This is a genomic window from Flavobacterium chryseum (assembly GCF_004362015.1).
Lineage (GTDB): Bacteria > Bacteroidota > Bacteroidia > Flavobacteriales > Flavobacteriaceae > Flavobacterium.
The window spans coordinates 1-16,054 of record NZ_SNWW01000014.1; the positions used below are offsets into that span (position 1 = coordinate 1).

Sequence of the window (16,054 nt, forward strand, 5' to 3'; positions counted from 1 at the left end):
TACTTTTAAACTACTTTTTAGACACCTTTTTGAGTTCATTTATACTGCTCACTTTTATCCAGAATTAGGTGCTCACTTTATCCAGAATATCCAATATCTATTCGATTTTAAGAGAATTTGTGGGTTACTACACACAATAAAAAAATAAGAACCAAATAAACCTTTGTGCCTTTGTTCCTTAAAACCTTTGCCCCTTTCTTATAAAAAAATCATTAATTTCGCTTTCAAATTAGAAGGAGAAAATGAAGGTCTGTATTGCTGAGAAACCAAGTGTAGCACGCGAAATTGCATCCGTTTTGGGAGCCAATACCAAACACGACGGATATTACGAAGGAAACGGTTATGCCGTAACCTACACTTTTGGGCATTTATGTACCTTAAAAGAACCTAACGATTACAAACCACATTGGAAAAGCTGGGATTTGAACAACTTGCCAATGCTTCCTGAAAAATTTGAAACCAAAGTGGTTCAGAATTCAGGAATTCAAAAGCAATTTAAAATTGTAAAAAGCCTATTCGACAAAGCCGAAGTTGTGATAAATTGCGGGGATGCCGGGCAAGAAGGAGAACTCATTCAGCGATGGGTCATGAACGAAGCACATTATAAAGGCGAAGTACAACGCTTATGGATCTCGTCTCTAACTACTGAAGCTATAAAAGAAGGTTTTGAAAACTTAAAACCATCAACCAATTACGATAATTTATTCTACGCCGGATTTTCAAGAGCTATTGGCGACTGGTTACTCGGCATGAATGCTACACGTTTGTATACCGTAAAACATGGCGGTTACAAACAAGTATTGTCTATTGGCCGCGTGCAAACGCCAACATTGGCAATGGTTGTAGACCGATTTAAAGAAATTGAAAATTTTAAACCCCAACCCTATTGGGAATTACAGACTTTATACAGGGAAACACTTTTTAGTTATGAAGAAGGCCGTTTTCTGAATAAGGAAGACGGGCAAACTTTGGCGAATAAAGTCAAAGAAAGCGAGTTCGAAATTGTTTCGGTTGAAAAAAAGAACGGAAATGAATTTGCTCCTAAACTATTTGATTTAACGGGTTTACAAGTGTATTGCAATACCAAATTTGGATTTTCGGCAGATGAAACACTTAAAATTGCACAATCACTTTACGAACAAAAAGTAGTGACGTATCCCAGAGTTGATACCACTTTTTTGCCAAATGATATTTATCCCAAAGTGCCTGGAATTCTGCAGAAATTAACCAAATACGCTGCGTTGACGCAACCACTTTTAGAAAAAAAGATTAAGAAATCGCCTAAGGTTTTCAACGATAAAAAAGTTACAGATCACCATGCCATTATTCCAACCGGAATAGAAGCCAATTTGCCCTTCAATCAGCAACAAGTTTATGATATAATTGTAAAGCGTTTTATTGCGGTATTTTATGATGATTGTTTGGTAGCCAACACCACTGTAATTGGAAAAGCTGCCGATGTAATGTTTAAAACTACGGGAAAAGAAATTTTAAAAAAAGGATTCCGCGTAGTTTTTGAAGATCCGAATGCAAAAGAAAAAGAAGCTGATATTTTACCGAGTTTTGTTGTAGGCGAAAAAGGTCCGCATGAACCTTCGTTCTTAGAAAAAGAAACCAAACCGCCCAATCAGTTTACGGAAGCGACTTTACTCCGCGCGATGGAAACAGCAGGAAAACAGGTTGATGATGAAGATTTACGCGAATTAATGAAGGAAAACGGCATCGGGCGTCCGTCAACGCGCGCGAATATTATTGAAACACTTTTTAAACGTCAATATATTGTTCGAAACAAAAAACAGGTTTTACCTACTCCAACGGGGATTCAGCTTATTGATACAATTCAAAATGAATTAATCAAATCGGCCGAACTTACAGGTTCCTGGGAAAAGCAGTTAAAAGATATCGAAAAAGGAACTTTTACCGCCGCTGCGTTTATTAAAAACATGAAACGCATGGTTGAAGCTTTGGTAACCGAAGTACGAAGCGAAACCAAACACGCTAATATTTCGCATGCTGCAACCATTCAAAAACCAGTAGCGAAAGTCGAAAAAAAGAAAGCAGCAGGAATTCTGGCAGAAACGTGCCCGAAATGCAAAAAAGGAAATCTTATAAAAGGTAAATCGGCTTACGGATGTTCTGATTATAAATCGGGCTGTGATTTTGTTTTACCATATGTTTTTGCAGAGAAAAAGATTTCGGAAATTCAATATTTAAGATTGCTTGAAAAAGGATCGACAGTAAACATAAAAGGTTTTAAAACAGATTCAGAAACGGTTGAAGGTTTGATTCGTTTTGAAGAAAATTTCAAACTTAAATTAGAACCTAAAAAAACAACTCCAAAGAAAGTACCGACAGCAGCATCGGATTCATTAACATGCCCTAAATGCAAAAAAGGAACTGTTTTAAAAGGTAAAACGGCTTATGGCTGCGGTGATTATAAATTAGGCTGTGATTTTAAAGTCACTTTTGATGACGTCAGAGGACAATTGAAAGATCAAAAACCAACTAAAGAACTGGTTTATTCTATCTTAAATAGCAGTATTTAATTTTTTTGTCCACTAATCTCGAATTTTCACGAATTAATTTATTTCAAAATAAAAATTTGTAGAGTTGAAACATACAATTCGTGCAAATTGGTGTGATTCGTGGCTATGACTTTTTTTATTATCTTAGCTTTAATCTAACACCAAATAATTAACTACCATGTTCCAAAAAATTATTCTTATAATTATTTTCTTTTCTATTATATCCTGCGAAAAAAAGGTAACTGTCGAAAAAGACAAAATCAAAGTTGCCGACTGGCTTATTGGGAATTGGGAAAATAAATCACCCGATGGAATATTAACCGAAAACTGGAAAAAAGTAAACGATAGTATGTTTAGTGCGACCTCTCTTTTCATTAGAGGAAATGACACTTTACATTCTGAAAAAATCACTTTATCGCAACAAGGCGAAATGCTAATGTACAGCGCAACGGTAAACGGGCAAAATAATGATAAAGCGATCAATTTTCCGTCAACTACAGAAACGGAAAACAAATTGATTTTCGAAAATCCGTCACACGATTATCCTCAAAAAATCACTTATACAAAAGGTGCAAACAATACTTTGACTGCTGAAATCACAGGAGATTTAAGAGGAAAGAAAACTACTGAGCGCTTTATTCTGGTGAAGAAATAAAAATTAATGAAACGTATTTTTAATCTTATTACATATAATTTATTATGAAACTAAATCAATCCAAAATTGAAATTCAAAAAGCAGAAAATTCTTTAATGCTAATGAAGGAATCAAAAACAATGATTGATTTTGAAAATAATTGGAGAGATTTTCTCATCAGTATTGAAAAAGCTTGGATAAAATCTGAAAGAGAATGTGTTGATTTTAGAAATAAATTTCAACCATGGCAAGGAAAATTTGTGAAAACTAGAAAAAATGATCCTTTATTAAAATATTTAAAGAATGCAAGAGATGTTGATACGCATTCAATAGAAGAAATCATAAATAAAATTTCTGGTTCATTAAAACTCGATGCATTGGATTGGAAAAAAAACTTATTAATAGACAAAATAGAGATAGTTGATGGAAAGATTACTAAATATGAAGGAAGTCAGCCTTTAGTTGTAGTGGAAAAACCTCCAACAATTCAAGCAAAGGCATTTACAAACCAAGGAATTATATATTTACCTCCAACATTTCATATAGGAAAGAATATAAAAGAATCAAAAAATCCTATTGAACTTGCTGAATTAGGACTAAAATTTTACTCTAACTATTTACAACTTATTGAAGATACTTTTTAATTAATAAAATTAATTATTTGAAGCTTTGAAATCTCCTAGCCTCACTTGGTATAATCTGTTTTACAATAGAATTATTGATTTCTCCCGAATTTTAAAATCTAAAAAGGAATCATTAATTCAAACAATTTTATAGTATTGAGCTTCTGTCTATTTAAGTGTCAGCAAATAAAAAAATCTTTTTGTTTTATTGCCTTCGTGTCAGATATTTATTCGTTCTCTCCAATTTTATTTACCATTAAAATCATCAGTATACCCAAAAGCGCCATTACTAAAAATGCCCATTTCATACTTAAATATTCGGAGATAAAACCAACCATTGGCGGAACAAGTAAAAATCCTAAATAACCAATTGTAGATATAGACGTTAGCGCAGAACCGCTGCTTAGTTTTGATGATCTTCCGGCGATGCTAAACACTAACGGCACCACGCAGGAAACGCCAAATCCGATTAAAACATAACCAAAAATAGTGGGGTAAACATACGGCAGAAGAAAACAAATGGAAAATCCTAAAGTAATTAGAATACCACTGTAAAGCAGAATTTGTTTAGTACCAAATTTCATTACTCCAAAATCTCCAAACAAACGTCCCAACGTTACGGCTGTCGCAAAAAATACGAATGCTGCGCTTGTTAACTTTGGTGAAGCATGCAATATATTTTCAAAATAAATACCGCTCCAATCGTACATGGTATTTTCGCAGGCCATAGAGACAAAACAAATCAGTGCAAACTTGATCAGGTTTTTTTCTGGCATTGAAAAGAACTTCTTTTTAACCGGTACAGGCTCGTTATGAATACTCAACGGATAAAAACAAGCCGTAAGAGCTAACATAAATACACTTACTCCCAATAAATGTTCTGATGGCGCAATATGTTGTGTTACCATTACATATCCTAAACCTGCTCCCGAAAAAACGGCAATACTCCAAACCGCATGAAAACGGGTTATGATTGATTTTGGATATAATTTTTGAACCTCAAGAGATTGTGCATTAATTGATAAATTGAAAATATTTCGAGAAGCTCCAAAAATTAAAAGTATAATAACCAACTGCCATACAAAAGCAGCTAAACCAGGCAAAGCCAGAACAACATTAAACATGATTGCCCCTAATAGCATAATATAACGGCTGCTGTATTTATTTAATAATCTTCCTGTAAAAGGCATGGTCAGCATTAAACCTATAGGAAATGCAAATAAAACAGCTCCAAATTCGGCTTCGCTTAAATGTAAACGAGCTTGTATGTGTGGAATTCTTGATACCCAGGAAGAATATCCAAATCCGGAAAGGAAAAAAAATACAGTGTTTGCTATACGAAATCCTCTGGGTGTATTTTGAATTTTTTTAAAGAAAGATAAAATCATCATGTCATTTTTCAGACAGCAAAATTAAGGTTTTTTAATCCAAATCTTTCATTTTTAACTTACTCCTGTTAATACAATTACATGATTTAATGTAATAATGAAGCACAAACAATACTATAAATCTTATAATTTATAACAGAATTTCAAATTCACTTCAAAAATCACAAAAAAACATTTCATTGAGAATAAATAAAACTTGTTAAAGAAAGATTAATTTTTACATTTGCATTGTTTTTATTAATTCTAAATAAAAACAATAACTAAAACTTTAAAAAAAATGAAATATTCTAGTGTGAAAATGATTCGTTTTCTATTTACAATCAGTTTATTGCTTTCTGCTTTTTGTTCTTTTGCGCAACAAAATGGAAAAATTAAAGGAACCATCACAACTTCTGATGGGGAGCAGGCAGCCGGAGTCAATGTTAGCTTAAAAAACTCAAAATACTGGACCATTTCCGATGAAAACGGAAACTTTGAATTCAACAGAGTCAAACCAAATACCTATACATTACAAGTTTCTTTGACAGGTTACGAAACTTCAGAAAGTGAAGTTGTTGTTACTGAAAATGAAACCGCAGCAATCAATTTACAACTTAAAGTTTCTAACAAGGAATTGAAAGAAGTTGTGGTAAATAGTAAAAAAAGCATCTTATCTAAAAAAACAGATTACGTTGCCAGAATGCCATTAACGAATCTGGAGAACCCTCAAGTTTACAGTGTTATACAGAAAGAACTTTTAATGGAACAAGTGGCCGTAGACATTAGAGGCGCTGTGCAAAACTCACCTGGTGTGGTTTCTATCAGCTATCCTTCGGGAGGAGTTGGTGTAATTTTTAGAGGTTTTTCTACCGGAGTTAATGCAAGAAACGGAATGGAAACCGCTTCCGGACGTTCTTCTGTTGATCTCGGAAACGTAGAACGTATTGAAATCATGAAAGGCCCATCCGGTACTTTGTTTGGTTCGTCTGTTTCTTCGTTTGGAGGTGTTGTAAACCTAGTTACTAAAAAACCTTTTGAAACTACTGCTGCCGAAATATCGTATACAACCGGAAGTTTCAACCTAAACCGTCTTACAGCCGATGTCAATACGCCTTTAAATCAGGAAAAAACGGTTTTATTCAGAGTAAATCTTGCCGTAAACCGAGAAAAAAGTTTCCTTGATTATGGCTTCAACAATACACTTCTTGTGGCGCCAAGTCTTACTTATAAAGCATCTGATAAGCTTACTTTTAACTTCGATGCGGAGCTTTATAACGTGAATAATACTAGACGTACTTATAACACATATGCTGCAACTTCGGGCATTACAAATCCAAACGACTTAAAAATTGATTACAAAAAATCGATGTTTCATGATGATAACGATGCCAAATCAACAGCAACAAAAGTTTTTGCTCAGGCAGAATATGAAATATCAGAAAACTGGAAATCGACAACCGTATTTTCATTTGTAGGCGAAGATGTCGAACGCAGTTATCAAAGTTATGCTGTTTGGAGTTCTCTAACGCAGACAGCAAGAAGAGTTGGCCTTTGGGGTCCAATTTTTAATAACTTCACTAACATTCAGGAAAACATTAACGGAAAATTTTCTACAGGAAGCATCAAACATAAATTTCTTACCGGTGTAAACTACAGACTTTACAGCTCTGCTTTTTCAGGAGGAACAACATTTACACTTGACAATATAGATGTAACAGCTCAATTCGCTCCAATTAGAAGAAAAGCAGTTGACGCCGGACTTGTATTGACAACTTCACCTGTTGCCGACCAAAAAACGTTTAGTGTGTACGCGAGTGATGTAGTGAATTTTACAGACCGATTTTCTGCTATGCTAAGTTTACGTCTGGATAATTTTGAACGTGCAAAAGTGGGAACTACAGAAGGTTACAGCCAAACAGCTCTTTCTCCAAAATTAGGATTAGTGTATGAAGTCGTAAAAGATCAGGTTTCTGTTTTTGGAAATTATATGAACGGTTTCCAAAATATGCAGCCGGTTACGCAGCCAGATGCAACACAATTGGTTTTAGACCCAATTTATGCTGTTCAGTATGAGGGAGGAATTAAAGCAGAAGCTTTCAACAAAAAATTAAGCGGATCTGTAAGTTACTACAACATTACAATCGATAACGCAACCAGAACTGACGCGGCAGGATTTACAATACAAGATGGTAAACAAGTGAGCAAAGGTGTTGATTTTGAATTGATGGCAACTCCGTTTAATGGACTAAGCATTATTTCGGGTTATGCGTACAATGATAATCGAATTGTAAAAGCATCTGTAGCTGCAATTGAAGGAAACAAAGCGACATCATCTCCGGAAAATGTAGTGAACTTTTGGACTACTTATACTTTTCAAAACAAATTAAAAGGTTTAGGAATTGGTGCCGGCGTCAACTTTGTAGACAAAAATTATTTTACAGCCGATAATACTTTTTACATGCCATCGTATACAGTTTACAATGCTACAGTATACTACGAAAAACCTACATGGAGATTAGGTTTGAAATTTAATAATGTAACCAATGAGAAATACTGGGATTTCTGGGGCACATCGCAGGCACCAACCAGCATATTGGCCAATTTGACCATCAAGTTTTAAAACTTAATACAACTTAAACTGACGCCTCAATTTTATCAATTGAGGCGCTTTTAATTATAAACTTTTTAGAGTTCCTTCTATGACATTTAAAAAATTAATTCTAAAAATTCACCTTTGGTTGGGATTGTCTTCCGGTTTAATTGTAATTATATTGGGCATAACGGGCTGTTTGTATGTTTTTGAAGAAGAATTGCGACCTGTAGTTCACGACTATTATTTCACCGATAACGTAAAAGAGAAAAGACTGCCGATCAGCCAGATAATCGAAATTGCAAAAAAAGCCAACAAAATCCGAAAAAATCTATTTCGGGATGCCAGATAATTAATGAGGGTGATCGAACTGTAACTGTCTGGTTTTTTGAAGAATTAAACCCAAATGCATTTTGGTATTGGAACCAATATCAAAGTACTTATCTCTACGTAGATCCGTATAGTGGCACTGTAATAAAACAGGAAGATTATAATTTTGAATTTTTTACATAAAGTTTCTTGCTCTGATTCCAAAAAAATGAAAATCAAAAACAGGTATTGAAATGCATAGAATATTAAATGATTGCGGGATTTTTAAGCTTTTATTTTTAATTATTCTAAATAAAACTTAAGTTTGTAAAAAATATCCCTAACATTTAAACTTGATATTATGAAATCAAAAACTTTAAAGACAATAACTTTTTTACTTTTAATGTTTATAACAGCTCCTTCCCTATTTGCACATGCCCTTTGGATTGAAACTAAAGCAACCGGAACAAAAGGAAAAGCACAGGAAATTTCTATTTATTTTGGAGAGTTTTCTGAAAATGATATCACAAAAGCTGACAAGTGGTTTTCTGATTTAAAAGATTTTACTTTGGTGTTGGTTTCTCCTTCAAAAAAGGAAACAAAATTAACAGCAAAAGCATTAGATAATAAATATCAGGCATTTTTTACTCCGGATGAAGATGGCGTTTACACGATTGTAATGCATCATAAAGTAAAGGATGTATACGGAACGATGGTTTTAGATTACAACTCTAGTGCAACTGTTGTAGTGGGAAATAAAACTGCTGGAAACTACGCCACTGCGAACAATAATATTATTGGTTTGTTTAGCGAAAATGCAGACAGCGCCAAAAAGAATGCAAAAATCGAAGGATTTGCGTTGTACCAAGGTGCTTCTGCAAAAGAACAAAAAATAAAAGTTATCGCTCCAAACGGCTGGGAAAAAGAATTATGGACAAATGATAAAGGTCAGTTTTCATTTACACCAATCTGGCCGGGAAATTATATGGTAGAATTTGCTTATACTGAAAAAGCTGCCGGAGATCATAATGGTAAAAAATACGATGAAATTTGGAAAATGGCTACTTACTTAATTACAGTTAAATAATATTTCATTTTTTTTACTTACTATATTCATAAGCCTTGTTCGTTGAGCAAGGCTTTTTTTGTTTAAATTTAAAATATTAGTAAACTAATTACATGTTTTTAAGTTATTTTCTTACTAATTTAAAATACAAACAATTAACATATAATCAGTTATAATATTAGCCATAATTAATCTAAATAAACTTTGCCAGAGAACATATACCTATTTATATTTGCAAAAATTATTTTTAATTATTCTTAATAAACAACATGAGGCATATTTTACTCTTCGGACTATTATTTATAAGTTTAGCATCTTACAGTCAGGAATATTCAAGCATTGAAAATAGTACTGCTCTAAATGATACAGTAAAAAACAAAAAAGGAGAAATTCTTAATGAAGTTTTAATTACATCAAATAAACCTAAAAAACCAATCGAAGCAGCCCGTTCAGGAATTAAGGTTATGGACTTGCCGCAAAGTGTTCAAATCATTGGCAGCGAAATAATCGCAGAACAGCAATCGATTCGTTTAAGCGAGGTTGTAAAAAATCTGAATGGTGTTTATGTAGGATCTGCCCGTGGTGGCGCCCAGGAATCTTTCTTTTCTCGTGGATACGATATGTCTGCAAATAACATGTTTAAAAACGGTTTTCGTTATAATGCGGGCTCAATACCAGAAGTTTCTTCTTTAGAAAAAGTAGAATTCCTAAAAGGAGGTTCGGCCTTATTGTATGGAAATGTTGCTCCAGGAGGAATTATGAATCTGGTTACTAAAACACCCAAATTTACGCATGGTGGCGAAGTTTCGATGCAAGCAGGAAGCTATTCTTTTTACAAACCTTCATTTGATATCTACGGACCGTTAAATAATTCTATCGCCTACCGATTTACAGCTTCATATGAAAATTCAGAAAGCTTTAGAGATTTTGTAAAGAACGAACGTATCTATATCAATCCTTCCTTTTTATTTAAATTAAGTGATAAAACTCAAATTACATTACAAGGAGATTATTTAAGTGCCGACTGGACGCCTGATTTTGGTACCGGAATTGTTGGAAAAACAATTTTAGACTTGCCACGTAACGAATTTTTTGGAGCACTTTGGTCAACCGCAAATACTAAATCTTCTAGTGCTTCGCTATTGCTAAACCATGATTTTAATAAAAACTGGAAATTAAACTTTAATTCTTCTTACCAATCGTACCGTAGAACTCAAACTTCTACAGCACAACTAAGCACAGTTGAAGCAAATGGAAACTGGAAACGAGGATTGACAAAAGCGGATGGCGCTGAGCAAATTTTTGGCGACCAATTGAGTTTACAGGGAATTTTTAATACAGGAAGTGTAAAACATCAAATTTTTACGGGCGTTGACTACGAAAATTCTCTAGCTCCAAGTTATACTTTTGGATTTTATGCTCCGGCAAAACCTGCAGATCTCTTAACAACAGAAGATACAGTTATAAACTTATATACTTACGATTACAGCACACAAAATAATGTCGTTCCTTACCCTACAAGAACTACTCAACTAACAAGTACAGAAACGCAACGTTTTGGAGCTTATTTTCAAGATTTGGTTTCAATTAATCAATATGTAAAAGTTTTAGCAGGATTACGTTGGTCCTGGCAACAAAGCGAAGCTACAACTACAAAAGAAGTAATCGAGAAAAAGAACAATGTAAATGTCATTACAACTGCTTACGAAAATGCGATTCCTGTTACCGGAGCCAAAGCCTTAAACAGAGCTTTTTCGCCTAAAGCAGGATTGGTAATTCAGCCAACTACCGATTTATCTCTTTTTGCAAGTTATTCGAACTCTTTTACGCCTAATACCGGAACAACAGTAAATTCAAAACCTTTGGATCCTTCTATTATTGACCAATATGAAGTAGGTATCAAAAAAGATTTCTGGAAAGGTCTTTTGAGCACAAACGTTACTGTTTATCAAATATCAAACAATAACCTGGCACAAACTGCACAATTTTTAGCAGATGGTGTGACACAAAATGCGAACAGCAATTTCAAAGAACTGGTTGGAGCAACAAAAGGAAAAGGAGTTGAAATAGATATTACCGCTCAGCCTGTTGAAGGCTTAAATATTATGGCCGGTTATAGTTTTAATGAAACCAAAGTCTCTAAATCATCCGGAACAAACGGAAGTCTTGTTGTTGGCGATATTTTAGCAAGAACTCCTAAACATACTGCTAACTTGAGTTTTTTCTACAAATTGCCTAGTGGTGTATTAAAAGGATTGACTTTTGGAGCTATTGGAAACTATGTTGGCGATCGTACAGGTGGTTGGAATGATGATTATTTGTGGACAGAAGTTAAACCAACTCCTGCAAATCCAAAACCGGATCCAGCTTATACTATAACAATTAGAGACAGAGATATTCCATTAGAAGGTTATACTACTATCGATGCTTCTTTAGGATACGAATGGAAAAAAATCTCGATTTTAGCCAGGTTATCAAACATTACAAATGAATTAAATTATACAGTTCACGAAAATTACAGTGTAAATCCTATTGCACCAAGACAAGTAATGGTAAGCTTACGATATAAATTATAAATTTTTGAATTAGATTAAAGTAAAACCTCATTTAGCAATAGATGAGGTTTTTTATTTTGATAAAATGGCTCAATTATAATTACTTTTGCTTGAAGTTAAATACCCCAAACAATATTCAAACATGACAGAGTTCAAGAAAAACCAATTAAAGAAAAGTTTAGGCCTAAGTTTTAATATTGCCGTATTAATTGGAGGAACCATTGGTGTGGGGATTTTAAGAACGCCGGGAACTATTGCAGAAATGCTGAATAATTATTGGTTAATTATTGCCTCGTGGCTTTTTGGCGGTTTATATGTTTTACTGGGTGCTAATTCGTATGCAGAACTTGCTACGATGTTGCCAAAAGCCGGAGGATCTTATAATTATATTAAAAGAGCTTTTGGCGAATATGCCGGATTTCTATCCGGTTGGTACGATTATATCTGCAATGCAATTCCTCCCGCATTTTATTGTATTGTCATTAGCGAATATATGATCATTTTATTTCCGGCACTGGCGAGTTATTCAACCGTAATGGCTATTTCTTTGTTGGCTGCTTTTGTGTTGATTCATTTGAGTGGTGTTAAAAACGGAAGTACAATTCAGCAAATTACGAGTTTCCTAAAAGTGATTTGTTTTGTAGCTCTTGTTGTGGCTTGCTTTATGTATTCAGGTGTTGAGGTTCCGCCAATTAAAACAGATAATTCCTTCTTTCAAATCGGCTTAATTTTTGGATTTTTTAAATCATTACAGCTTATCATCGGAACTTATAATGGCTGGAACAGTGCCTGCTTTTTTGCCGAGGAAAATGATGATCCAAGTAAAAATATTCCGAAATCATTATATAGCGGTGTTATTCTCGTTGTGGCAATTTATGTTTTGGTAAATGTGGCCTTTTTTCATGTTTTACCAATTGCCACTTTAGCAAAATCAAATCTCGCTGCCGCAGATGTTGCTAAAATTCTTTTTGGAGAAAACGGAGCTATTATCGTTACTGTAATTTCTATTTTTTCTTTAATCAGCATTTTGAATGCTTTTATGATGATTCCGCCAAGAATTCTTTACGGATTAAGTCGTGATGGATTTTTTATTGAAAAAGGAACAACGGTTAATAAAGGCGGAACGCCAATTGTAGCACTTTTGGTTTCGTCATTTGTGAGTTTATTTTTAATTTGTATCGGATCTTTTGAAGTCTTGTTCTCCTTTGCTGCTTTTATCTCCATAATCGTTTGGGGACTAGCCTATGCTTCACTTTTAAAACTAAGAACTTCAGAACCCGATCTACCAAGACCTTACCGTTCTTTTTGGTATCCATGGACGACAATAATTGCTATTATAGCTTCTATAGCGTTATTAATTGGGTTTATTTACAGCGATCCAAAAAGCTTTATTATTATTGTTGGAATTACTTTGGTTTCTTATCCTTTGTTTTTGGTTTTGAGGAAGAAATAATAACATTTTAATTTTTCTTTTCAACGGATTAAAATCCGTTGCTACAAAATAAATCATTCCTCCGGAATTTTATACAGAGTTCCAGAGGAACAAATCATATCGTAGGGATGGATTTTAATCCATTCTCCACGCACAGTTTTATAATTCCTGTAAATATAAAAGCTGTCCAAATGGACAGCTTTTATATTTAAAAAAATCTTGATTTCTATTTCAACCCAGCAATACTTTGCTCGATTGTAGCAATTTTTGCTAAAGCATCAGCTTCTTTTTGTCTTTCGTTAGCTAAAACTTTCTCTGGTGCGCCACCAACAAATTTTTCATTTGATAATTTTGCCTGAACCGATTTTAAGAAACCTTGTGTGTAAACTAACTCTGCAGTTAATTTTGCAATTTCAGCTTCAACATCAATATTTCCTCCAGAAATCGGAATAAAATATTCATTTGATTTTACACGGAAAGACAATGCGCCGTCAACTTTAGCTGAAACATATTCGAAAGCAGAAATGTTTCCTAATTTCGTTACGATTGAATCAAAATACGTTGAGATATTCTCGCTGTTGATTGCTTTTAATTCGATAACATCTTTAAACGGAATATTTTTATCTTTTCTGATGGTTCTGATTCCCGAAATTACTTCGATTGTATTTTCAAAATCAGTAATTAAACTTGCGTTGAAAGGTTTTAATTCCGGCCATGTTGAAACAATCAAAGCTTCTTCCGGCGTTCTATCCGCAATTAAATGCCAAATTTCTTCTGTTAAGAAAGGCATGAAAGGATGCAGCAATTTCAAATTGCTTTCTAACATTTCAATTGCTTTGTCAAACGTTGCTTTGTCAATTGGTTGTTGATAAGCCGGTTTAATCATTTCAAGGAACCAAGAACAGAAATCATCCCAAACCAATTTATAAATCGCCATTAATGAATCTGAAATTCTGTATTTCTCAAAATTATCTTCAATGTCAACTAAGGTTTGCTGCAACTTAGCTTCGTACCATTCAATTGCTACTTTTGAAGATTCCGGTTGTGGAATAGTTTCTGAAACTTCCCAGCCTTTGATTAATTTAAAGGCATTCCAAATCTTGTTTGTGAATGATTTTCCCTGAAGACATAATTCTTCATCAAACATAATATCGTTTCCTGCAGACGCGCTTAAAAGCAATCCTACACGAACACCATCGGCACCAAACTTTTCGATTAAATCTAAAGGATCAGGAGAATTTCCTAATGATTTAGACATTTTACGACGTTGTTTATCACGTACTAAACCAGTCAAATATACATTTGTAAATGGCTTTTCGCCTGCATATTCGTAACCTGCAATAATCATTCTGGCAACCCAGAAAAACAAAATATCCGGACCTGTAACTAAGTCGTTAGTTGGATAGTGATATTTGTAATCTGCGCTCTCAGGATCCATAATTCCACCAAAAACTGACATTGGCCAAAGCCATGATGAAAACCAGGTATCTAATGCATCAACATCTTGTTTTAAGTTGTCAGTTGTTAGTTGTTGGTTGTTGGTTTTTTCTTTCGCCAAGGCTAAAGCATCTTCGATGTTTTCTGCAACTACGAAATCTTCTTTTCCGTCTCCGTAATAATAAGCCGGAATTTGTTGTCCCCACCATAACTGACGGGAGATATTCCAATCGCGAATATTGTTTAACCAATGCGCGTAAGTGTTCTCAAAACGTTTTGGATGTAATTTAATATCTCCTGTTTCTAAAACCGATTTGATTGCCGGTTTTACAAGATCTTCCATTTTCAAAAACCATTGGTCTGATAATCTTGGTTCGATTACAGCTTTGGTTCTTTCTGATGTTCCAACTTTATTTAAATGGATTTCGGTTTTTGCCAAAGCTCCAATTTCTTCTAATTCTTTTGCAATTTCGGTACGAACCACAAAGCGGTCTTTTCCTTGATAATGTAATCCGAAGCTGTTTAATGTAGCGTCTTCATTAAAAATATCAACGATTTCAAGATTGTGTTTTTCTCCTAACGTTTTGTCGTTCATATCGTGCGCCGGAGTTACTTTCAAACATCCGGTTCCGAATTCAATATCTACATATTCATCTTCGATAATCGGAATCACTCTACCGCAAATAGGAACGATGGCGCTCTTACCTTTTAGATGTGTAAAACGCTCATCATTTGGATTGATACAAATTGCAGTATCTCCAAAAATAGTTTCAGGACGCGTTGTGGCAATGGTTAAAAATTCCTCAGAGCCCTCAATTTTATAGTTTAAGAAAAATAATTTTCCTTGTTGTTCTTCATAAATAACTTCTTCGTCAGACAAAGTAGTTTTTGCTTCCGGATCCCAGTTTACCATTCGGTAACCTCTGTAAATTAATCCTTTATTGTATAAATCAACAAACGATTTAATTACAGATGCTGACATATCAGGATCCATGGTGAATTTGGTTCTTTCCCAATCGCACGAAGCTCCTAACTTTTTAAGCTGATCTAAGATTACACCACCGTATTTATCCGTCCATTCCCAAGCGTGCGCCAAAAATTCTTCACGGGTTAAATCATTTTTATTGATTCCTTCTGCTTTTAATTTTGCTACTACTTTTGCTTCCGTCGCAATAGAGGCGTGATCTGTTCCCGGAACCCAACAAGCGTTAAAACCTTTAAGACGCGCTCTACGAATTAAAACATCCTGAATGGTATTGTTGAGCATATGCCCCATGTGCAAAACTCCAGTGACGTTTGGTGGCGGAATTACAATAGTATAAGGTGTTCTATGATCTGGCTCAGAATGAAAATAATTATTTTTCATCCAGTAATCATACCATTTATTCTCGATCGTTTTAGCGTCAAATTGTGCTGGAATACTCATTTATAGGTTTGTTTAATCGTGGATATGTTTATTAGTGTAATTTTTGAATTGTTTAATCGTTAAGTTGTTATTTGTTTAATCGTTGATTTG

Annotated in this window: 10 protein-coding genes; 8 read left to right on the top strand and 2 right to left on the bottom strand. The window is 34.3% G+C overall.

Annotated elements, in window-relative coordinates; translation table 11 throughout:
• Positions 1-242: 242 nt before the first annotated feature.
• The 3 genes from EV143_RS19760 (at position 243) to EV143_RS19770 (ending at position 3,803) form a co-directional block, all read left to right on the top strand.
• Positions 243-2,546: a DNA topoisomerase 3 gene (locus EV143_RS19760; RefSeq protein WP_133509654.1), complete on the top strand. Its 2,304-nt coding sequence runs from the start codon at positions 243-245 to the stop codon at positions 2,544-2,546.
• 157 nt (positions 2,547-2,703) lie between these two features.
• Positions 2,704-3,180, top strand: a complete 477-nt coding sequence (locus EV143_RS19765; RefSeq protein WP_133509655.1) for a DUF6265 family protein — start codon at positions 2,704-2,706, stop codon at positions 3,178-3,180.
• Positions 3,181-3,224: 44 nt separating this feature from the next.
• A complete protein-coding gene (locus EV143_RS19770) occupies positions 3,225-3,803 on the top strand; it encodes a hypothetical protein (protein ID WP_133509656.1) in 579 nt (192 codons plus the stop codon).
• 206 nt (positions 3,804-4,009) lie between these two features.
• Here the strand turns inward: EV143_RS19770 and EV143_RS19775 are convergent, their stop codons facing one another.
• Positions 4,010-5,173, bottom strand: coding sequence for an MFS transporter (locus EV143_RS19775; protein ID WP_243739921.1), 1,164 nt, complete (start codon positions 5,171-5,173; stop codon positions 4,010-4,012).
• Between the two features lie 274 nt (positions 5,174-5,447).
• On the opposite strand from EV143_RS19775, the gene EV143_RS19780 reads away from it, so the two are divergent.
• From EV143_RS19780 to EV143_RS19800, 5 genes are all read left to right on the top strand, one after another.
• Positions 5,448-7,769 carry a TonB-dependent receptor gene (locus tag EV143_RS19780; protein ID WP_133509657.1) on the top strand — a complete coding sequence of 774 codons (2,322 nt, stop codon included), beginning with the start codon at positions 5,448-5,450 and terminating at the stop codon, positions 7,767-7,769.
• A gap of 79 nt (positions 7,770-7,848) precedes the next feature.
• Positions 7,849-8,091: a PepSY domain-containing protein gene (locus EV143_RS19785; protein WP_133509658.1), complete on the top strand. Its 243-nt coding sequence runs from the start codon at positions 7,849-7,851 to the stop codon at positions 8,089-8,091.
• 318 nt (positions 8,092-8,409) lie between these two features.
• The gene (locus tag EV143_RS19790) at positions 8,410-9,135 is read left to right on the top strand and encodes a hypothetical protein (RefSeq protein WP_133509659.1); all 726 of its coding nucleotides are present in this window, start codon (positions 8,410-8,412) and stop codon (positions 9,133-9,135) included.
• Between the two features lie 248 nt (positions 9,136-9,383).
• Positions 9,384-11,690, top strand: a complete 2,307-nt coding sequence (locus tag EV143_RS19795; protein ID WP_133509660.1) for a TonB-dependent siderophore receptor — start codon at positions 9,384-9,386, stop codon at positions 11,688-11,690.
• 121 nt (positions 11,691-11,811) lie between these two features.
• A complete protein-coding gene (locus EV143_RS19800; protein WP_133509661.1) occupies positions 11,812-13,122 on the top strand; it encodes an APC family permease in 1,311 nt (436 codons plus the stop codon).
• 205 nt (positions 13,123-13,327) lie between these two features.
• On the opposite strand, the gene EV143_RS19805 is transcribed toward EV143_RS19800, so the two are convergent.
• Complete coding sequence (locus EV143_RS19805; RefSeq protein WP_133509662.1) at positions 13,328-15,964, bottom strand: valine--tRNA ligase; 2,637 nt, start codon at positions 15,962-15,964, stop codon at positions 13,328-13,330.
• Positions 15,965-16,054 lie beyond the last annotated feature (90 nt).